The sequence below is a fragment of the Iningainema tapete BLCC-T55 genome, from assembly GCF_014698965.1.
Taxonomy (GTDB): domain Bacteria; phylum Cyanobacteriota; class Cyanobacteriia; order Cyanobacteriales; family Nostocaceae; genus Iningainema; species Iningainema tapete.
In genome coordinates this window covers 1-20,838 of sequence record NZ_JACXAE010000042.1, presented here as the reverse complement: position 1 = coordinate 20,838, position 20,838 = coordinate 1, and the positions used below count along the sequence as shown (strand labels likewise).

Sequence of the window (20,838 nt, the reverse complement as noted above, 5' to 3'; positions counted from 1 at the left end):
TTCTTGCACTTAACAAGACGTATAAGGTTTACAATCCGCACAGTGTTACCTTTTTCTACTTTGTCAGCAAGCCCTAAGTACGTCTTGCTCGGACATAAAGTGAGGAATTAGTTGAATGCGATCGCGATCAACTAATTCCTCACCGACTTGTTTGAGGAGTACGGGATGGGAGCATGTCACTTTCTTGGTAGAAAAATGATAATAGGGTAAAGTTCGCGTCTCAGAGGCATAAGCAATGACTCCCGAAGAAAAACAGAAACTGGATCAACACATTCAGGAAATTGCGAAAATCCTGTATGCCGATGCCGATAAAAGTCGAATGACGAACCTTGGAGAGATTGAAGTGGTGATTCGCTCACAACTCCAGGAACATGTGAGTCCGCAACTGGGAGTTTTTTTATCACAGGGATTACAGGGACAACTGAGGGATACACCCGCACGGTAAAAAGCATTTTGGGCAATGTACCCATTAGCAGTGAACAAGCCCAAGTCCTGAATCTGGTCCAAGGCAAACAAATTAGTCCCTATTTAGAACTGTGTTGTTTACGGGTAAGTGCTAATGTCAGCTACGCCAATGCACAAGCAGATGTCTTGATGCTCACGGGGATTGAGGTGAGTGCAAAGACTCAACAGCGGAAGCGTGCAAGGGTATGACTTTCCATTGCCCACGATCGATACGCCCCGACGCGAAGTTTGCGTGGATGGCGGGAAAGTCAGACTCCGTACTCAGGAGGGCGAACCGTCCATCTGGCGAGACTACAAAGCCATTGATACCGACTCAGGCGTGGTGGCGAATTTCCAAAATAATCCCTTCCTAATTGACTGGGTGAACGCTCAACATGACGCCACGCCCATCGCTTGTCTTGGTGATGGACTTTCAGGGGGTGTGGAATATCGTCGCCCAAATTGCCACCCCACTGCAACGCCGTGAAATCCTCGACTGGTATCACCGATAGGGAGAATCTCCACAAGGTGGGTGGTTCTATCAAACGCTTGCGGCAAGCCGAAACCTTCTTATGGAATGGGAACGTGGATGATGCCATCGCCTTGTTTACTGACCTCAAAGCTAAGCAGGCGCAGAACTTCTGTCGATACCTGGAAAAACATCGACATCGGATTGTGAATTATTCTTACTACCAAGCGGAAGGTATCTGTTCGATTGGTTCTGGAGCAGTGGAGTCAGCCATTAAACAAATCGACCGCCGCATTCAAATTTCTGGAGCACAGTGGAATGCTGAAAATGTTCCTCAAGTGCTTGCCCCGGAGCGCTGCTTATCTCAACGGTTTATTCTCTCTATAAAGTGACATGCTCCCGTACGGGATCAATTGCTAAAATCGTAAACTGGGCTGAGGTATCCCAATTACAGCGATGGGAAATACCAGCAGGAATAATGGCAATGTCTCCCTGATGCCGCGTTTCTGTTTCGATTTTTCCATCCAACCATCTTTCTCCTAATGAGCCGCCAAGATGACCATAAGCAATAGTGTGCCATGTATGCTGATGTTCGGCTACTTCAAAGGCAGGTTGTTGATGGTGTTCAAAATGGATATTCTCCCAGCAGCCAAAGCTTGAAAAGGTAGGGGGGTTAGGTACAAACGCATTGGATGCATTTTCTTGGCTGTAATCAAGCTGCTTGACATTTTGCTTTTGTATTTTCATCCTTTGCCTAACTCCAAAAATTCAAATGCGAATAATTGCTTTATCTCTATAATTACCTCAAAAAATTTTTACCATTTTATTGTTATTTTAAAAGCCAGGGACTAGAAGTCCCTGGCTGAAAGCTAAAGTCCTCTGGAAGAGGACTAGGAGAGATTTAATTTTCGTCGCGTCCGTGAACTTGTGCTGGTGGACTGGTTGCTTCTACTGCGGTGAATGGTTCGAGGATTTTGTAGGTGTGGGAGGAGCCTTTTGGTACTACCCAGGAGTTTCCTGGTTCTAGCAGTACTACTTGTCCTTCGATGTGGAGTTCGGCACGTCCTTTGATTACGTATCCTACTGTTTCGTATTCTCTTGCTGTTGATTCTTTGGGTTCGTTGGGTTGCTCGTCTTCCCAAAGTCGCATTGATACTGTTTTGCCGGAGGCTAGGTATTTTTGTCCTAATTGTCCTTTGGGGGAGTGGGTGGAGTCTACTTTTTTTACGCTTGTGTCTGACATGTTGGTTTCCTTGATATGTATGGAAGAATGAACCGCAGAGGCGCACCAGATCGCAGAGAATAAGAAGGAGGAGGAAAGAGGAGGGGGGTTGTTTTTAGATTTTGATGGTTTTGCCTGTGCGGGATGCTTGGTAGATTAGTTGCATGAGTCGGACGTCTTGTAGTCCTTCTTCGCCTGGTGTTTTGGGTTGTTTGTTGTTGATGATGCTTTCGGAGAGATGGTCTATTTCTAGGGCGAATTGGTTTTTTTCTTGGATGTTTCTTTCTTCTATTCCGTTTTTGCGTTTGATTGTGAGGCGATGTTTGTAGTAGTCGGTGGCGGGATCTAGTTCTAGGGTGGCGTCGGAACCAAATACTTGAATGCGTTTGGTGTCGGAGTAGCCGTAGCTGGAGCTGCAGTTGGCGAGGATTCCGCTGGGGAAGCGGAGTGTGAAGTTGACGTTTTCTTCGATTTCTCGGAAGCGGGGATCGTTGGGGGTGCTGTGGGTGATGGCGCTGATTTCTATTGGTTCTTCGCCTGTGATGTATCTTGTGGCTTGTAGGCTATAGATTCCTATGTCGTAGAGGGAACCTCCGCCTGCTAGTTTTTTTTGCATACGCCATGTGTCGGCGGGATCTTTGGGGTCGAGGTTTCGTCCGTGATCTGAGACGATCGCTTTTATTTTGCCTAGTTGTCCGCTTCTTGCTAGTTCTATGGCGGCAAGGTTGTATGGTTCGTATTGGGCGCGGTAGGCGATCATTAGTTTACGGTTGGCTTTTTTGGCGGCGTTGATCATTGCTTGGCATTCTTCGATGGTGACTGCCATTGGCTTTTCACACATGATGTGTTTGCCTGCTTGCGCTCCACGAATGCTATATTCTGCGTGTAAAGCGTTGGGTAGGATGATGTAGATAACGTCTACTTCTGGGTTGTTGCGGATGCTGTCGTAGTTTTGGTAGTTGTATATATTTTTTGGGTTGATGCCGTATTGCTGTGCGTATTTTTCGGCTTTGGCGCGATCGCCACTAACTAATGCTACCAATTTTGACTGTTTACATTCGGCAAATGAAGGCATGATTTGTTGGGTGGCAAATTTGCCTAAGCCGACTACTGCCCATCCGAGTTTTTTTTCTGGTGGTAGTGATGGGGACGTTTGGGCTAGGGTACGGCTAGGTTGGAGAATTTGTCCTGCACTGCTGATGACACTCAGCCCCATTAATCCAAAACTTGCTTTATGTAAAAGTGTACGGCGTGTAAGTTCTTTTTTTAATGAGTCAAACATAGTTCGTTTTTTGTCATTTGTCATTTGTCATTTGCAAAGGACAAAGGACAAAGGACAGATGACTTTATGGTTTGAGTACTACTTTGATGCAGTTGTCTTTTTTGTTTTTGAAGATCTCGTAGCCGTGGGGTGCTTGTTCTAGGGGTAGGCGATGGGTAATGATGAATGTTGGGTCAATGTCGCCGTTTTGAATGTGTTCAAGTAAGGGGCGCAGGTATTTATGGACGTGGGTTTGTCCCATCTTGAAGGTTAGGGCTTTGTTCATTGCTGCTCCCATTGGCAGTTTGTCTACAAAGCCACCGTAAGCTCCTGCTATGGAGACATGACCACCTTTGCCACATGTTAATATTACTTGACGTAGGGCTGTTGGTCGGTCTGGTTCTAAACGTACTGCTTGTTTTACTTTGTCGTAGAAGGCGATAAAATCTGTACCGTGTGCTTCTAATCCTACTGCATCAATTACTGCATCAGGTCCCCGTCCTCCGGTCATTTCTTTGATGGCTTCACCGACATCTACTTCTTCGTAGTTGAGGACTTCTGCTTTACCATTTTCTTTTGCCATTTGCAAGCGTTCGGGGATACGATCTACAGCAATTACACGTTCTGCACCGAGTAGGTAGGCGCTGGTAATGGCAAATTGTCCTACAGGACCACAACCCCAGACTGCTACTATGTCACCTGGTTTGATGTGGCAGTTTTCTGCTGCCATGTAACCTGTGGGAAAAATGTCTGTTAAAAATAATACTTGCTCGTCTGTTAAGCCATCGGGAATTTTGAACAAGCCTACGTCTGCAAAAGGAACTCTGGCATACTCTGCTTGACCGCCTGCGTAACCTCCGAAGATATGAGAGTATCCAAATAAACCAGCAGGTGAATGACCCATGATTTTTTCTGCCATCCAACCGTTGGGGTTAGAGTTATCGCACAAAGACCATAAATCCTGTTGGCAGAAAAAGCAGTTACCACATGATATTGTAAAGGGAACAACGACGCGATCGCCTACCTGCACATTTTTCACTGCACTACCAAGTTCGACAACTTCCCCCATAAATTCATGCCCAAGGATATCTCCTTTTTGCATGGTGGGGATAAAGCCGCTGTATAGGTGCAAGTCTGAACCGCAAATCGCTGTTGAAGTGATTTTGATAATTGCATCACGAGGGTTTAGTATTTTGGGATCTGGCACTGTATCTACACGTACATCACCAGAACCGTGCCAGCAAACTGCTTTCATAATTATTAATCCTGAGTAATTTAGATTTGGGAATAGTGAATAGTTTTTTCTACTCTTTATTGCCTATAGGGTTACTATTTGTTTTTTGAAATATACGTAGTTTCGGCTCCCAAAAAAACTTAGAAGTGGTGGGCATTGCCCACCCTACTTAGCCGATTATTGGTTCAAACTCTTTTCTACTTCTTTTTGCGGATTTTGTAAAAACTCTTTAGTAGCACGAGGTGTTTCCTCATTTAAATTGAGTTTTTCTGTGACAGTTTCAGCAGTTTCCTTCAAGCTTTCTTGGACTTGTTCCAGAATATTTCCGCCGCCACTAGTAGCGTTTACATCAGGTGTAGCTTTGTAATATTTACCTTCTGGAGTATTTACTGTGTCTGTATTGAGAGTGTTACGAACATTATCAGCAGTTTCTTTGATACTCTTTTTAGCGCTGTCTACAACTTTGTTATCGTTATGGGTTGTAGTTGTATCAACTCTTGTACCAGAGCTTCCACCAGAAGGTTCTCCTTTATAGTATCTACCCAATGAAGAATCTAGTCTATCATCAGCTTGGGCTTGTAGTGTGCTATTTCCAAAAACTGGCGTGATGAAAACAGTTAAAACTACCAAAAGAACTGTGATAATTTGACGTAGACGCAACTTTTTAACTAAAGACATGATTTTCATAAAACTCCTCCGATTTATTTTGCCAGGAAATTGGTTTTCTTCCCGCCCAATTTCCTATTTCATGGTTTGAGAACAACTTTAATACAGTTGTCCTTTTTCTGTTGGAATATATGGTATCCGTGGGAAGCTTGTTCTAAGGGTAATTGATGGGTAACAACAAAAGATGGATCGAGTTTTCCATCCAAAATTAACTTTAACAACAAATGCATATACTTCTGACCGTGCATTTGTCCCATTCTTAAAGTTAATCCTTTATTGAAAGCTGCACCTAGTGGCATTTTATCAACAAAGCCACCGTAAACACCCATAATCGAAAGAGTACCGCCTTTACGACAAGCAAGTATCATTTGTCGTAATACATGAGGACGATCAGTTTCTAAGCGTAACTTTTGCTTTGTCTGATCGTAAAAATCTTCAAAACCTACGCCGTGTGCTTCTAATCCTACAGCATCAATACACGCATCGGGACCGCGTCCACCAGTCATTTCTCTTAATGCTTCGCCTGCATCAACTTCTTCATAGTTGATAACTTCTGCTTTGGCGAATTGTTTAGCCATTTCTAAACGTTCGGGAAAGCGATCAATACCAATGACTTTTTCAGCGCCCATCATATAGGCACTAATCATAGCAAATTGTCCTACCGCTCCGCAACCCCAAACAGCTACAGTATCACCGGGTTTAATATCACATAATTCCGCGCCCATATAACCTGTAGGAATTGCATCGGAGATAAACAGTAGCTTTTCATCCGGCAATTCTTTTGGTACTTTAACAACATCCACATCAGCAAAGGGTACGCGCACATATTCTGCTTGTGCGCCCGCGTAACCACCAAAGGCGTGGGAGTAGCCGTAAATTGCTGAAGTGATATTACCAAATAATTTCTCTTCTATCCAACCGTTGGGGTTGGAGTTATCACACAACGACCACATATCATGTTCACAGTAATGGCATTTCCCACAACCGATAGTAGATGGAACAACTACGCGCTCGCCTACTTTCAAATTGTCAACACCCTTACCTACCTCTACAACTTCCCCCATGAATTCGTGACCGATTATATCACCAGGTTGCACTGTTGGGATATAGCCACCATATATATGTAAATCTGAGCCACAAATTGCCGTTGATGTAATTTTAAGAACTATGTCGCGGGGATTAATTATTTTTGGATCTGGTACTGTTTCCACCCGCACATCATTAGCACCATGCCAACATACTGCTTTCATAGTAATTAGTAATTAGTAATTAGTCATTGGTCATTATTCATTCATTATTAACAAAGGACAAATGACTATTACCCACCTTTTGGTTGTCCCTCAGTTGTAGCGATTTCGCCTGCTTCCATCAACATTTTAAAGCGGCGCAAATCATCCCCTATTTGCTGTTCTGGTTCTTCACCAAAAAGTTTAGCAAAAACAGATGCTAATCCCCCACCAGGAGGATTATATTCAATTACAACTTTTACTTCTGTACCACGATTACCAGGTGCTTTTTTAAAACGAACAAAACCAGAGTTATCTACATCTGCACCTTCTACCGAAGCCCAAGAAATAAACTCATTTACTCTGTCTTCAATAATATCTGCATCCCATTCCACACTTGCGCCCAGAGGTGCAGTAGCAACCCAGTGAGAACGCTTGTTGTCAAGCACCTTCACTGATTTTAAATGCTTCATAAATGTGGGTAGTTTTTCAAAATCATGCCAATAGCGGTAAAGTTCGTCTGCGGGTTTATTAATTGTTACCGTTTTTTCTACCTTAATAGCTTGATTAACACCCACTGCTTCTTGTACCTGCTTAATTGTACTTTGTTTAGTTGCGCCTTGATAAATTAGACCGCCACCTGCTAAAGCTGTCAAAACACCTCTGAGAGAACGTTGTTTCAAACCGAGTAATACCATTGCACTACCGCCTATGAGTGAAGCCCAACGCTCAGTTTCTCCAGCTTCGGTTTGATTTTGACTCGATTTATCTCCTGATATATATTCCATTTTATTGTTTCCTTTATTTTTGTACGTAGAGACGTTCCGCCGGAACGTCTCTACAATTTTTCGTTACATTGATGACATTGCAGCAGCTGTAGTGGGTTTGGCTGATTTCATCTCACTACCTACTCGTGTGCGATACAGATTTACGAGTCGCTGCTCGTATCTCAGTAGGTCTTTGTAGATGTGTGTGAAAATAACAGTTGTTACAGGATCGGTGAATGCTGCCATTAGGCTGCCGATATCACCGATACCTGTTTGTACGTCGCCTAATGCAGAACGTAACTGATAAATATCATCGCTGCCGGTGAAAGCAGTTTTTAGCTTTGCGTACTGGTTAGCGATATTTGCTGTTAAAGAAGGTTTCTCACCTAAATGATTCAGACGCTCTTCCAAAATTTTAATGTTTTCGTGCTTGTTGGCTATCATCTGTTGGAAGGTAGACTTAATTTCTGCATCTGATTCTTTCTCAGCATACTTTTCTAAAGCTTCGAGAGAATAACGCTCACCAGCTAAAGCAGTATTCAAACCCTTGACAATCTCGCCTTTGGTTGAACCACCCCAGGCAGTAGCCAGTTTCCACCATTCAGCCTTTTCGTCTCTCTCATCAGGTAAAGCAGCATCTTTACCGCCGTAACCGAGACGACTCAAAATAGCTGTAGAGAAGATTGGCAAGTCACCTGGTTGACGCGATGTGATTAAATTACCATCAACTACCAAAGGCTCGTCTACATAATTAGCGCCAGCGTTAATCATGTCTTTGCGAATAGCCAAGAAGCCAGTAGCTGTTTTACCTTTGAGTAAGTCGCCTTCAATCAAAAGTTGTGGTCCGTGACAAACAGCAGCTACTATGAGTCCATGCTGCATTGCTTCTTGGACGAAGCGTACTGTGTTGGGGTTGCGGCGCATTTTGTCAGGAGCCATACCACCAGGTATAATTACAGCATCATAATCAGATGCGATCGCTTCTGTTGTTGTGCCGTCTGGATTCACAGAAACCTTTCCACGCTTACCCGAATATTTCTCGTTCATTCGGGAACCAAGGACAAATACTTCCATCCCTGCTTGTTTGAGCGCATTGTATGGTACTTCAAATTCTGCATCCTCTACGTCGTTTTCAATCAGGATGGCAACTTTTTTCTTACTGGAATGATTATTAGAGCTTGTCATTTTGTTTCCCGTTGGATACTAATGTTTATTGATCATCTTCGCCCTAGTATAGAAAAGAACAGCCCTTCGTCCCTACAAATATTCCCTAAGCAGATACTTCTCTAGTTCTTGAGCCTGGTGCAAACAATTCGGCATAATCATCTGAGAAATTTGCTTGCAGATCTGTAAATTCACCTGGTGACACAGCATCTTGTAGTACTGCAAATACAGCACGAATATGAATCACAGCATCTGTAGGTTCTACACCTTCTTTTTCACTTACACGCTGAACAAACTCTTGCAGAGAAAAGAATTGACCGTTTTCACCCTCACGCCCATGCAAGTATTCTCCTAGTTCCTTTGGTAATTGAGATGCTAAATCTTTGGCTTCATCGCCTACGATGCGATCTCTGATTACTTCTAAAGTTGCACGAGTGGCACGTTCTGCTTCTTCACGAGAATCCAATTGGGCGAAGCTTTGGACATGTTTGATAAATTGGTCGTACTTCATTTTTTACCTCCCCTTACAAATTAGCACTTGCTGTCTTTGTTATTTTTTGTAAATTTTTTTTACTAAATCTCAAACTTAATTTAATTAATTTAAATAAAAAATAGTTAGGTGTTATGAATAGGTAGTTAACTTTAAGTGTCTTGATAACCCCTAACTCATAAGACCTAACTTTCATTCAGTGACTTAACCATGAATTCTTACCTCTATGATGACCATAAAAAAATAGGTTTTCTTCGCTCTTAAGAGATATCTATTAGTTTGTAATTTATACATCTTGAGAAAGACAGAAAACTGTTCAACATAGCTTAGATGATAAAAAAGGTTATGGAGCCATGAGTTAGAAGACCTGCATAAATGCTGAGTTAAAGAATAACTAGTCATTCCTAACTCATAACCTGGTTTGAAGTGGCCATAGCGTGAATTTATACCCATAAGCCTACGCATTAATTACTAGCTTCTCTTCGCTCTATAGAGAGAGATTGATTTATTTCTAGAGTGATAGTTCTTTTGGAGTACAATCCTTTGCGCAGAAAGCGTTATTGTGAGGATGCAGTAAGGACGCTTAATTATGGCGGAACAAAAAGATTTAGCACAGCAAAAAGTTAACAATGAAGAACAATCCTCTGATTTGCCCCAAGAAATTACCGAATCCTACGGTACTGGCGTGAAAGATCTGCCAGGATATAATATTGGTGGGCGAACCATGCAGGAGGAAAGAAGCGAGTACACCCACACTAGTCCCGAACTCACAGGCGGTGACGTAGATGCATACTGGGAAGACGCAGATGCAGTAGGTGATGAGGCGGTTGGTGGTACCGTCGCTACTCCAGATCAAAATGTGACTGAGGAATTAGAAGCAGCTGTTGGTTTAGAAATGGACGATCGCGCATTTCTCCGCACAGAAGATATTTTAGAGCAACGCGATGACCAACGCTGGGAATTAGATCCCAAATCTTCTGAGGATTATCAAGAACGTCGGGAGTGAGGGAGTTTGGGAGTGGAGGAGAAAATAAACTCTAATTCTCCCCTGCCCCCCTGCTCTCCTACTCCTCTATATCAACGTCTGAGTTTCCTTATTTTCCAGTCCTTCTTGAGAATGATCTAAGCGTAGCTCACCTTTAGGAGCAAAGCGCATCCAAATAGGTGTATCTGCGCCTGCTGCTCCCTTAGCGGTAGTTACACCACCATCTGCTAACCATAATGCACCTGTCACATAACTAGCTTCATCAGAAGCAATAAAAGCATAGACATTAGCTATTTCTTCTGGTGTACCACGTCGCGCCAAAGGTGTTGCATCAATAAGTGTTTTCTCCATCTTGGCATTCATTGGTCCTTCTTCTTTATGTGTCCAAGCAGTATCAATTGCACCGGGACATACGCAGTTGGCACGGACACCGTATTTTGCCTGTTCTACAGCTACACCAAGCATAAAAGAATGCATCCAACCTTTAGTACCGCCATAGGTTGTGTTGTATGCCAAGCCATTATAACCAGCTTCAGAACCTGCGGAAACAATATTACCGCGAGTTTTCTGTAAATGTGGTAGTGCATACTTAGCCATCAAAAATGCTGAGCGCAGATTCAGGCGAAGAGTATCATCAAACACATCAACAGGGTAATCCTGAGTCTCGGCTGTGGCGAGAAAGACTCCTGCATTGTTAATTAAAATATCCAATTTACCGTAAGCATTAATTGCTGTTTGCACACAGTTTTGAGCGTGAAATTCTTGAGAAACGTCTCCCGCGTAGGCGATCGCTTTACCCCCATAATGTTTAATAGACTTAACTACATCCTCAATCGGATCATCAGGTAGTCCATTAACAACTACTGATGCGCCTTCTTTCGCAAATTTGTGCGCAACAGCTTCTCCAATCCCCGCACCAGCACCAGTAACAATCGCCACTTTACCTTCTAAGCGTCCATTTACCATATTTCCTCCTCATGGCTAATAGTAAAAATAATGACTTTTGTACAGACGCTCCGGCGGAGCGTCTGTACGGCTGACTCCTGTTCTTCTCTAATTGTTCTTCTCTGTGATTGAGATACATCTGTCTTCAGTAGGGTTAAACACCGAAACTACCTCTGATAGTGTTGCTATTGATAGTGATTTATAGCAATCGGGGTTAATCATGACATACACTCAAACTAACGATCCAACTATTCGCGAACACGTTCAAGCTTTTCAAAGTTTAGGTGTTGATGAACAATTAGGTTTATTTTGGTTTATTTACAAAGAAATGGGTGGCGCTATCACACCTGCTGCTCCTGGTGCAAGCACCGTTTCTACAGAAGTTGCTGATGGTTTGTTTAATCAAATCAAAGAAAAATCTCACGAAGAACAATTACAATTTCAGCGCGATTTAATTAACAAAGTAGATAATCAATACACCCGTATGTATGGCTCGATGAGCGAGACTACCAAACTACTGTTTTGGTATCGTCTAGCTCAGGGCATGGATAATGCTACAATCATTCCTGTGCCTCCTAGCTATCAACTACCATCACAAGCTCAAGAATTATTAAACAAAATTAAAGGATTGGAGTTTGAACAGCAAATTACTCTTTTCCGTGATTATGTAGCGCCTTTTGGTGCTGAGCCAAAAGCTGGTGCAGAAATTTAAAAATTTTGTAAGGGCAAAATAAAAAACCTAGATAGGCACAGAGATAAAACTTTTCTTTTCCCTGTGTTTATCTAGGTTTTTCTTTTTATTCGACGCACCCTAAAGCCGTCACGCCTTTGACTTTGACACTTAAATATTTATATTTATTACAAACTCAAACATCTCTCTTTAGATAGGTATAAATATATTTGATTTTTCTCATTTCTCTATCTTTATACAGTCACTAAGATAGAACTGAAATTTCTAATCTTAATAGAGACATGAAGAGAGAAACTTGGTTGCGTCGGAGTTACTAAGTTTCCATAGAGACTTATTTCAGCTTCTACTACCAAAACGTAATTCTCAGCAAAGAACTTGTAACTAATTTACTGGAGCTCGCCGTGACTTCGACAAATGTCAATCGCATAGAAGAAGCTGTATCAGCATTCCAATCTTTAGATATAGATGATCGCCTAGCTGTGCTAGCGTCACTTTATACTAAAATATCTTCAGCAATTCCTGCTAATGCTAAAGATGCATTACCAACCCAAGATGCACAAAGCTTGGTAACACAAGTTGAGAAATTGTCACAAGAAGAACAAGTATCTGCTCTGCGTGACTTGTTACCAGCAGAAAAAACTGATCAAGATGCAACGATGCTTGATCCAAATCCTAGCAAAGCATTGGGTGAATTGGTTACTGGTGGTGGAACTAAACTTCCTACCCATAAATATGGCTCAATGAACTCTGAAGGTAAGTTGGCTTTCTGGTATTTGGTAGCCCAAAAATTGGGAAGCGGTTTTGTTGGTATTCCTAGTGATTTTCAACTAACTCAGCCAGCAACACAAGTATTGAACTTACTTGAATCTCTAAATACAGAAGACTTAGTGTCTTTTTTAAAAGTCGTTTTGTAAGCAAGCTTTAATTTTGATCTGTTGGCATCAATTGTAGGGTGGAGTGCCATCCTACATTTACTTGTTTATTAACAATTAGTGGCAGGATTATGGTAAGAGAAGAAACTGTTGTCAGAGGCAATACGCTGAAAAGAAAGCATCTTATTTATAGCCTAATTACAGGTTTAATAATCGGTGTAATAGCTGGTACACCGATTGGTTGGGTTGCGCATCGATTTTTTTATCAGCAACGTTTGGCTCAAACTTTATATTGCCGAGAACAAAATAGAAATCAGCCAGCAGCAGTTGTTGATGCTAGGTGCGGTACAGCATACTAAAAAATTAAATTAAACACTTATGTTGTCTTCTCAAGAAGCAAAAACGCAGAGCACTCGCCATCCAAATCCAGATAAAATACCTAGTACTGGCTTCTCTGTTTTACGCAGGATAATAATTCTGTTAGGTTTGAGTCTATTAATAGGGTTCTGGGCATATAAAATAGATATTACTATTCCAGGCGCACCAAGTATTAACAACACATATACACCGTTTACCCATCCTACAGAGCAGGAGATTGGTTCTTATGATGTGTTAGGTAAAGTAATTAGTAAGGAACAAGCAGCACTGCTCAAAACAACCGAAGGGAAACAACTACTGTCAGCAGATAACGGTGCTGTTGCTGTTACTGAAGATTTGATTTCCCTTGGGCGCAAAGCTTTTTATACAGAAACCTTTGGTAATGAAGTTTTCTTAACTGATGTGACTGGCATTCTCAACGGTCCATTAAACATTGCGAACTTGACAAAAGCTATACTAGCCTTGGGCGGAAAGCATACAACAAATCTTCAGGTGACGATGGATAGAGATATGAAGGTGGGAGGTCGCACCTTCAAAAAAGGTGATATCCTCAACACTGGGCTTGACGTGCCAGCTAATTCTCTGTTTCCCTTAGGAGTTATCACCCATATCAACGAGGGTAAGATTCGTGTTGGTATTACTTGTGCTTCCTGTCATGCTGCTGTTGATAAAAATACTGGACGTATTTTAGAAGGCGCACCCAATAATGACCTAGATACAGGGTTAATTCTAGCATTAGCTAGTAACTCAGCAGCTTGGTTTCGCCAAACTGGTGTTAATCCTTTAACAATTCGCCGTGGTGAACATACTTACATTAAGGCAGAGGATAAGCAAGCACGTCTACCAAATGTCAAAGCCTTGGAAGAAGCAGTTGATGAAGCATTTCTGACTTGGGCACCAGGTAACTTTGATTCTACAGGTGATAATGTCAACAATCCTTCCCAAAATCCACCTTCCTACACTTTCGCTGCATATCCTTACGGTTGGAGTGGTAATGCGGCAATTGGTTGGTTTCACGGTTTGACTACACTTAATAGTAACGTTCATGCTACCAATTCAGACTTGACAACAGGTGCTGATGCAAGTAAGCAGTTACTAGGCATTGATAAAGAAACTTACTTGGGTGTAATTCTACAAAACTCAGCAAATCCAGCCTTTAAGTTGCCACAAGGGGCTAAACCCTCAGAATTTCTCCAAAAAATTGATCCCACTCCTGGTACACCAGCGATGAATGAGGTGGTTAAGATGCCAGGATTTCCCAAGGGTTCACCTTTTATCTTGGATGGGTTAATGGCTAATTCTCCGGGAATGCCAGTTGCCGCACAATTGAATGGCATGTCAGCATTCCAAAATTCCCTAGCACCACCACCTGTAGAGACGCGCCATGGCGCGTCTCTACAACGGGGGGCAGCAATTTTTACTAAAGCAGGCTGCATAGAATGTCACAGTGGGCGGTATTTCACCAACAATCATGTAATTGCTGAGCAGGAAATTAAATCTCAACCTTCACGGGCAAAGGCACAAGCAGCTTTTGCACGTAATTTCGTCCCTCCACAGACATATCCTAGCAACGTGAAAGTTCCTCTACCAGCAAATCCACCTGTGTTGGATGTACCTACAGATATTACATCAGAAAAAGATTTCAACCTCGCGTTTGCCATTGGTAATGCAGGTGGCTACAAAGTGCCTAGTTTAATTGGACTTAACGTTACTGCACCATATTTACATGATGGGGGTGTGGCTGTGGGACCAGAAGCGCTTAAAATAGAGGAAAATGACTTAAAAATTGTCAATCCTAACCAATTGGGGATGACAGGTACACTATTAAATAGTGTTTTACCAGATCCAAGTGCTAGTATGCGATCGCTTGTGGATCGAAATTTGAGGAGACTAGTAGTTGCAGCCAACCGCCAAAATTCTGACTTGCAAAAATCAAACGTTGATGGTAGTGGACATAATTACTGGGTGGATAAACAAGCTGGTTTTACTACTCAAGAGCAAAGTGATTTAATTGAATTCCTCCTCTCGCTCGACGATGAGCCAGAGGTAGTGCCAGTACAATCGCCTTAGTTACCGCTCTTCATCTTCCCTTATGCGACGTTTTATTCGTGAAAACAGCCTTTCCTTAGCAATGTTTGGGCTGTTTTTTATCTCCTTAATTGGTCAAACAATCACAGGACATAAAGACTATAATGACGAGTTAAAACAATATAAACAGCCCGAAATAGGTTATATTGAGTATCTTGGCAGCGGTCACTTCATTGAAGCAGTATTTGAAAACTGGGAAAGTGAATTTCTCCAAATGGGGATGTATGTTCTACTAACTGCCTTTTTAAAGCAGAAAGGCGCAGCAGATTCTAAGAAAATCGAAGGCAAAGAACCAGTTGATGCCGAACCTGAAGAATCAACACATGACAAGAAAGTTCCCTTACCAGTGCGTCGTGGTGGCGTGGTGAAAAAAGTTTATGAAAATTCTTTAAGTATCGCTCTGTTTCTACTATTTTTTATGTCCTTTGCCCTTCATGCAGTTGGTGGGGCAAAGGAGTATAGCAGAGAACAGGTGCTGCACGGCGAAAAGCCAGTGTCAGTTATTGAGTACCTTGGCACTTCCCGCTTTTGGTTTGAATCGTTTCAAAACTGGCAAAGTGAGTTTTTATCAATTGGTGCATTAGTAGTTTTATCTATATTTCTACGTCAAAAAGGTTCACCCGAATCTAAGCCCGTTGATGCACCGCACGAGCAAACTGGGGAAGATTGACTTAACAGTATCAATGTTCCATAGTGGTAGCTGCGGGATTATCTGCTAAACGCCCGTCTTCCATGTAGACAATGCGATCGGCAATATCTAAAATGCGGTTATCGTGAGTTACTAGCAGAATTGTGCAACCTTGTTCTTTTGCCAACTTTTGCATAATCTCCACTACATCACGACCTGACTTTTTGTCAAGTGCAGCAGTGGGTTCATCTGCTAAAACTATTTTGGGACGACTAATGAGGGCGCGAGCGATCGCTACTCGTTGCTTTTGTCCCCCCGATAAGTTGTCTGCATAGTAGTCAACTCTTTGTCCTAAACCCACAGATTCTAACATAGAAGAGGCGATCTCATCCATATCTTGGTCGAGCATCTCATCATGTAATTCTAACGACATGCGCACATTTTGTTTTGCCGTCAAAAATGTCAACAAATTATGTGCCTGAAAGATATAGCCAACATTGCGACGGAGTTTAGTTAATTGTTGTTTACTTGCTCCACGTAGCTCCTGATCCAAAATTTTTAGACTACCTTCTTGCGCAGAGCGTAACCCACCCATTAAAGTTAACAGAGTCGTCTTACCAGATCCAGAAGGACCTGTCATAATGACGATTTCACCAGGATATATATCTAAGTTAATATCAAACAACGCCTGTTTGCGAAGTTCGCCATGACCAAAATAATGATTGAGATTTCGCGCAGAAATTACAGGTTCAGTGAGTGATTGCATAATATTTAAAGAAAGTTAACGGATTATGTACTCAGCTATATATTTTCAAGTTTATGATATTTCATCTTTCCAATCAGAACATCGCAAAGTGTCGGCTGTTTTCTTAATAAAACTGGTTGTAGGCACAGCCACTAAAAGCCCCAAAACTCCGCCAAACTTTGCTCCTACCAATAGAGAGACTACCACCACTACTGGATTAAGTCCGGTAATACCCCCAATCAGCCGGGGAGCTACTACAGTTTCGTTAATTTGACCTAAAATAACCGCTGCCGTCACTACCTTAATTCCCAACCAAACATCTTGAAACACAATCAGTGAACTCACCAACGTGATACTTACAACTCCCCCGAACGGAATTAGGCTTGCTACCCCAATTAAGAAAGCGAACAGTAGCGCAAAAGGAACCTGTAAAACTAGAAAAGCAATTAGTAAAGTTACACTTAAAATAGATGCAGTAATCGCTTGAGCTGCAAAGTAATTTTGAAAACTTTGTTTGAGGGATGCCTGAATTAGAGTATTCCAAGCAGAGGGTAACCAACTGACAATTTCGTCCCAAAGGTTTTTCCCATATAAAACTAAAAAGATTGTCAGAACCAATGTGAGAAGTAGATTCAAAGCGCTATTAATGGTATTGAGTGTTATACTAATAATCTGACCCGTCAAAGATTGGAGTGTACTAGAGAGTTGATTTGTCAACTCAGTTGTGATTCCACTTAAGTCAACGGGTAGATACTGTAACAGCGTTTGTTTGTCTAAGGCTTGCAATTCAAGTCTTGCTTCTTCAATCCAAGTCGGTAAATGGTTGCCAAACTCTACAAGCTGTTGAAAAACCAGAGGACCTAAGATTAAGCCTAGAACTCCCAATAACATGAGTGCCAAGAGCAATACTAAACCAACAGCCCAACCTCGCTTCATGCCTCTTTGTTCTAGAAGCATAATCGGGTAGTCTAGCAAGAAGGCAATCAGGCTAGCTGTAAGCAGAATACTAACAATTGGCTGTAGATATTGGCAAAGTAAAAATATCAGCCAACCGTTAATAAAAATGATGGGGAAAGTCAATCCTAAGTTGAACCAACGAGGAAGTTTTTGAATAGAAATCATCAGATACCTCAATTGCAGTACAATTGGTTAATATTTGCTTCACTGTGACATGGCGATCGCGACAAAAGAAACACACTTTTTAGTGTTCTCCTTAGCGTCTTTGCGTAAGACAAAAAATGATTTTTTAAAAAATATCAGCAGGATCGGCAGCTTGTAACTTGCGCATCGCAATTCCGCCTGACGCACTACACATAATAATAGTTAGGATCAACACCGTAACCGCACGGCTTAACGTCATGCCAATCGGTAACAATGTTGCTGCTCTAGCAATATAATAGAGTCCTGTAGAAAGAACAAATCCTGGCAAAAAACCCAAGAATGCTAGAATTAGAGACTCTTGAATAATAATTCCAACTAGATAGGAATCACCATAGCCCATCGCTTTTAAGGTGGCATACTCAGGCAAATGTTCGGAAACATCTGAGTAGAGAATCTGATACACAATCACGATACCTACAATAAAGCCGATAATTGCACCAAAGCCAAAAATAAAACCGATTGGGCTACCATCAGACCAATATGCTTTCTCTCGTGCTGTGAATTCTTCAAGTGTCAGAACTAAAACATCTTTGGGTAAACTAGCTTGCAGGTTAGCTTGAACTTGTTTGATATTAGCACCTGGTTTTAATTTGAGCAAACCTACATCAATTTGGTTGGGTTGACGTTCAGGAAATAGGCGTAAAAAGGTAGAGTCACTACTAATGAGGTTGCCATCAGCTACGAAGGATGCGCCCAGGGTAAAGGTTCCGACTACTTTAATATTAAAATCATTGATTTGTACTTTGAGGGAGTTGGAATGTTTAAGGGTGTCAGTAACGTTGCCGAAAAAGTTTTCTCGCCCTGCTTGATCGTATAGTACTTGATTGAGCATTTTGAGTTTATCTAAGTGTTGATTTGCTTCTGGGAGATTGAATACTGGTTTGTTTGGGTTGATGCCAAAGATGAGGATGCTATAACTGAGTTTGGTTTGCGGATTTTGCCATTCCCCCCGCCCGATGTAGAGGGGACGAATTGATTCTACTCCGTCTACTCCGGCTGCTTGATATAGGCGTTGTCGAGAAAAGCTTTTTACTGTTTGTAGGTTGTTGAATAGGGGGTTGATGATGAATAGTTCTCCTTGCAGGGGACGATAAGGGCTGGCGGCGGAGTCGAAGAGGGCGTCTTTGAGTCCGAGTTGGACGAGCATGAGGACGTCTGCAAAGGCTATTCCTGCTAGGGCTATGGCTAGACGAGTTTTTTCTCGTGTTACTTGTAGCCATGCTAGTGGTGTTTTACGTATTAGTTTGTTGAGCATTTTATGGTATGATTGTGGTTTGGACTTGTAGGTTGGTTAGGTTGGCTACTCTTTTGCTGTCTTGGGGGTTGAGGCGAATTCTGACTTTTATTACTCTTTGATCGAGGTTTTGTCCTGGTTGGTTGCTTTCGATTTCTTGTTTGTTGATTTGGAGTCCTATTTGTTGGACGGTTCCACTAAGTTCTCCTGGGAAGGATTCTCCTGTGATGGTTGCTTTTTGTCCTTGGCGGATTTTACTTATGTCGCTTTGGTATATTTCTGCGACTACTTGCATTTGATCTGTTTGTCCTAAGTCTGCTATGCCGTTTGAACCAACTACTTCTCCTGGTTTGGCGTAGATTTCTAGGATTGTACCTGCTGTTGGTGCTAGTATGGTTGCTTGTTTGAGGTCGGCTTTTGCTCTTTGGACTGATGCGATCGCTCTATCTATTTCTGTCTGTGCTGCTTGTATATCGACTGGGCGTACTTCGGCTATTTTGTTTAGTGTCTGTTTGGCTTCGCTGATTTGTGCTTGTAATGAATCGACTGTACGGTTTTGGTTGAATTGGGCTTCGTTTAGTTGTGCTTGGGTTGTTTCTAATGCTAGTCTTTTTTGGTCGAATTGAGAGGCGGAGATTGCTCCTTCTCGGTAAAGTGATTGATAGCGGTTGTATTCTGCTTGGGCGTTGTTTACTTCTGATTTGCGCCGGGTAATTGTGGCTCTTTGGGTAGCTATTTCTCCTTGTAGTTCTGCTTGAAGCTTGACAATTTGCGCTTTTTGTGCTGCTATTTCTCCTGATTTGGCTCCGGCTTTGACTTGTGCTAATTTGGATTGTAGTACTCGAACTTGTTCTTGTGCTTCTTTTAGAGCAGTTTGCAGGCGCTCTCGACTATCTAAGATGGCAATGACTTGACCGGCTTTGATGCGCGTGCCTCGTTGCACTAAGAGTTGGGCAATGCGATCGTTATTCATCGCTGCTGGTACAGATACTTTGATTACTTCTGTCTCTGGTTCAAGTCTTCCTAAAGCAGTGATTTTTCTCACGGGTGGAGTAGTTTGTACAGGTGCTGATGTTTCCTTTTGAGTATTGGAGATAGCATAGTAACTCATTGTGCCTGTAACTGCGGTAGCCGTAATTATCAAGGCAAGCACCCATCGATTTGCAGACTTGGATATAAGTGGTTGTAAGCTCATGGTGATTCCTTCGTCATTGCTAATAGCCTTTCCACAACCTGCGTGCGCAGTGACTCATCTGGGCTTGGTAAACCTAGTGATTCGCTAAACCACAAACCATCGATCGCTAACTGAATGATGGTTGCACGTACTGGATCAATTCCACTTTCTTGAACTTTCTGCTGCCAAAGCTTTTCTTGTTCCCGCGCAATCTCGAATAACTCCGGATTGATAGTAGCAGCTGCGTTGGATAAATGCGTAATAATGGCTAAAAGCTGCTTGTTAAAGCGGAGAGTTGCACGCACATAGGCTCTTATCCACTGTCCCGGCGTACCGGGCGCATCATCTTGATCGTATTCTTCTTGTAGCTTTGTTTCAAACTCATCTCTTAATTGATGAATCAACCCGGTAACTAGTGATTCCTTGCTAGGGAAATGGTAAAGAAGTCCTCCTTTACTTACACCTGCCTGATGAGCAACGGCGTCTAGGGTTAACTTCTCCACACCACGCTCAAGGATGACTTGACTAGTAGCTTGTAAAATTGCCTCACGAGTTGCTGAGCTTTTTGGCTTTTTCGGATCATTCATGAATATCAATATATATGCTGATAATGATTTACTATACCGTCTGGCTGGTACAGTTTTAATTTACCGTCTGGACGGTTGTAATGTCAAGGAAATATAAATAAGTAAAACTAATAATTTTTATTTGTTTTATTAAACAAATAACTCTTGATTAATTTAGGTAACTAAATGTAAAGTAATATTACAGGCAAACAAACAGCCTGATTCATACATAACTAGTTCATCGCAATTATTCCTACCATGACAGCAACTTTACAACGCGCACGTAGTGCAAACGTATGGGAGCGGTTCTGTGAGTGGATCACCAGCACCGAAAACCGCCTTTACATCGGCTGGTTCGGCGTATTGATGATCCCCACCCTCCTAGCAGCAACAATCTGCTTCATCATCGCTTTCATCGCTGCTCCTCC

General features: G+C 42.2%; 21 protein-coding genes and 2 pseudogenes. 8 read left to right on the top strand and 15 right to left on the bottom strand.

Translation table 11 applies throughout. The features are described from left to right. Positions 1 to 235 precede the first annotated feature (235 nt). Positions 236 to 1,300, top strand: a pseudogene (locus tag ICL16_RS11415) (ISKra4 family transposase). Here the strand turns inward: ICL16_RS11415 and ICL16_RS11410 are convergent. The 9 genes from ICL16_RS11410 to ICL16_RS11370 all read right to left on the bottom strand — a co-directional run bounded on the left by ICL16_RS11410 (position 1,295) and on the right by ICL16_RS11370 (position 8,964). After that, positions 1,295 to 1,660 carry a hypothetical protein gene (locus ICL16_RS11410; protein ID WP_190827507.1) on the bottom strand — a complete coding sequence of 122 codons (366 nt, stop codon included), beginning with the start codon at positions 1,658 to 1,660 and terminating at the stop codon, positions 1,295 to 1,297. The pseudogene ICL16_RS11415 and the gene ICL16_RS11410 sit on opposite strands and share 6 nt — an antisense overlap. 154 nt (positions 1,661 to 1,814) lie before the next feature. Beyond that, positions 1,815 to 2,156: a cupin domain-containing protein gene (locus ICL16_RS11405; RefSeq protein WP_190827505.1), complete on the bottom strand. Its 342-nt coding sequence runs from the start codon at positions 2,154 to 2,156 to the stop codon at positions 1,815 to 1,817. 94 nt (positions 2,157 to 2,250) lie between these two features. Beyond that, the gene (locus tag ICL16_RS11400; protein WP_190827511.1) at positions 2,251 to 3,417 is read right to left on the bottom strand and encodes a Gfo/Idh/MocA family protein; all 1,167 of its coding nucleotides are present in this window, start codon (positions 3,415 to 3,417) and stop codon (positions 2,251 to 2,253) included. Positions 3,418 to 3,481: 64 nt separating this feature from the next. After that, positions 3,482 to 4,651 (bottom strand): zinc-dependent alcohol dehydrogenase, encoded by a 1,170-nt coding sequence (locus tag ICL16_RS11395; RefSeq protein WP_190827503.1) that lies wholly within the window; start codon positions 4,649 to 4,651, stop codon positions 3,482 to 3,484. 156 nt (positions 4,652 to 4,807) lie between these two features. Beyond that, positions 4,808 to 5,317 carry a hypothetical protein gene (locus ICL16_RS11390; RefSeq protein WP_190827501.1) on the bottom strand — a complete coding sequence of 170 codons (510 nt, stop codon included), beginning with the start codon at positions 5,315 to 5,317 and terminating at the stop codon, positions 4,808 to 4,810. Between the two features lie 59 nt (positions 5,318 to 5,376). Beyond that, positions 5,377 to 6,546 carry a zinc-dependent alcohol dehydrogenase gene (locus tag ICL16_RS11385; protein ID WP_190827499.1) on the bottom strand — a complete coding sequence of 390 codons (1,170 nt, stop codon included), beginning with the start codon at positions 6,544 to 6,546 and terminating at the stop codon, positions 5,377 to 5,379. A gap of 68 nt (positions 6,547 to 6,614) precedes the next feature. Then, a complete protein-coding gene (locus ICL16_RS11380; protein WP_190827497.1) occupies positions 6,615 to 7,310 on the bottom strand; it encodes an SRPBCC family protein in 696 nt (231 codons plus the stop codon). A 63-nt stretch (positions 7,311 to 7,373) separates the two neighbouring features. Further along, positions 7,374 to 8,474 carry a DJ-1/PfpI/YhbO family deglycase/protease gene (locus ICL16_RS11375; protein ID WP_190827495.1) on the bottom strand — a complete coding sequence of 367 codons (1,101 nt, stop codon included), beginning with the start codon at positions 8,472 to 8,474 and terminating at the stop codon, positions 7,374 to 7,376. 85 nt (positions 8,475 to 8,559) lie between these two features. Further along, the gene (locus tag ICL16_RS11370) at positions 8,560 to 8,964 is read right to left on the bottom strand and encodes a DUF2267 domain-containing protein (RefSeq protein WP_190827493.1); all 405 of its coding nucleotides are present in this window, start codon (positions 8,962 to 8,964) and stop codon (positions 8,560 to 8,562) included. Positions 8,965 to 9,532: 568 nt separating this feature from the next. On the opposite strand from ICL16_RS11370, the gene ICL16_RS11365 reads away from it, so the two are divergent. Continuing rightward, positions 9,533 to 9,949, top strand: a complete 417-nt coding sequence (locus ICL16_RS11365; RefSeq protein WP_190827491.1) for a DUF6335 family protein — start codon at positions 9,533 to 9,535, stop codon at positions 9,947 to 9,949. Positions 9,950 to 10,015: 66 nt separating this feature from the next. Here the strand turns inward: ICL16_RS11365 and ICL16_RS11360 are convergent, their stop codons facing one another. Then, positions 10,016 to 10,894 carry an SDR family NAD(P)-dependent oxidoreductase gene (locus ICL16_RS11360; protein ID WP_190827489.1) on the bottom strand — a complete coding sequence of 293 codons (879 nt, stop codon included), beginning with the start codon at positions 10,892 to 10,894 and terminating at the stop codon, positions 10,016 to 10,018. A 199-nt stretch (positions 10,895 to 11,093) separates the two neighbouring features. Between ICL16_RS11360 and ICL16_RS11355 the strand changes: the two genes are divergently transcribed. From ICL16_RS11355 to ICL16_RS11335, 5 genes are all read left to right on the top strand, one after another. Then, a complete protein-coding gene (locus tag ICL16_RS11355) occupies positions 11,094 to 11,585 on the top strand; it encodes an orange carotenoid protein N-terminal domain-containing protein (RefSeq protein WP_190827487.1) in 492 nt (163 codons plus the stop codon). Between the two features lie 380 nt (positions 11,586 to 11,965). Next, positions 11,966 to 12,478, top strand: coding sequence for an orange carotenoid protein N-terminal domain-containing protein (locus ICL16_RS11350; RefSeq protein WP_190827485.1), 513 nt, complete (start codon positions 11,966 to 11,968; stop codon positions 12,476 to 12,478). A gap of 89 nt (positions 12,479 to 12,567) precedes the next feature. Beyond that, positions 12,568 to 12,795 carry a hypothetical protein gene (locus ICL16_RS11345; RefSeq protein ID WP_190827483.1) on the top strand — a complete coding sequence of 76 codons (228 nt, stop codon included), beginning with the start codon at positions 12,568 to 12,570 and terminating at the stop codon, positions 12,793 to 12,795. A 19-nt stretch (positions 12,796 to 12,814) separates the two neighbouring features. Beyond that, positions 12,815 to 14,884, top strand: a complete 2,070-nt coding sequence (locus ICL16_RS11340; protein ID WP_202895501.1) for a hypothetical protein — start codon at positions 12,815 to 12,817, stop codon at positions 14,882 to 14,884. A gap of 22 nt (positions 14,885 to 14,906) precedes the next feature. Further along, positions 14,907 to 15,572: a DUF6766 family protein gene (locus ICL16_RS11335; protein ID WP_190827480.1), complete on the top strand. Its 666-nt coding sequence runs from the start codon at positions 14,907 to 14,909 to the stop codon at positions 15,570 to 15,572. A gap of 10 nt (positions 15,573 to 15,582) precedes the next feature. On the opposite strand, the gene ICL16_RS11330 is transcribed toward ICL16_RS11335, so the two are convergent. The 5 genes from ICL16_RS11330 to ICL16_RS11310 form a co-directional block, all read right to left on the bottom strand. Beyond that, the gene (locus tag ICL16_RS11330; protein WP_190827478.1) at positions 15,583 to 16,296 is read right to left on the bottom strand and encodes a DevA family ABC transporter ATP-binding protein; all 714 of its coding nucleotides are present in this window, start codon (positions 16,294 to 16,296) and stop codon (positions 15,583 to 15,585) included. A 51-nt stretch (positions 16,297 to 16,347) separates the two neighbouring features. After that, complete coding sequence (locus ICL16_RS11325) at positions 16,348 to 17,397, bottom strand: AI-2E family transporter (RefSeq protein WP_190827475.1); 1,050 nt, start codon at positions 17,395 to 17,397, stop codon at positions 16,348 to 16,350. A gap of 124 nt (positions 17,398 to 17,521) precedes the next feature. Continuing rightward, positions 17,522 to 18,691, bottom strand: a complete 1,170-nt coding sequence (gene devC, locus ICL16_RS11320) for an ABC transporter permease DevC (protein ID WP_190827473.1) — start codon at positions 18,689 to 18,691, stop codon at positions 17,522 to 17,524. Between the two features lies 1 nt (position 18,692). Further along, positions 18,693 to 19,865 (bottom strand): ABC exporter membrane fusion protein, encoded by a 1,173-nt coding sequence (locus ICL16_RS11315; protein WP_190827471.1) that lies wholly within the window; start codon positions 19,863 to 19,865, stop codon positions 18,693 to 18,695. Further along, positions 19,862 to 20,431: a TetR/AcrR family transcriptional regulator gene (locus ICL16_RS11310; protein WP_190827469.1), complete on the bottom strand. Its 570-nt coding sequence runs from the start codon at positions 20,429 to 20,431 to the stop codon at positions 19,862 to 19,864. The genes ICL16_RS11315 and ICL16_RS11310 overlap by 4 nt, the downstream gene beginning before the upstream one ends. A gap of 237 nt (positions 20,432 to 20,668) precedes the next feature. On the opposite strand from ICL16_RS11310, the pseudogene ICL16_RS11305 reads away from it, so the two are divergent. Beyond that, positions 20,669 to 20,838, top strand: a pseudogene (locus ICL16_RS11305) (photosystem II q(b) protein); the annotation flags it as partial.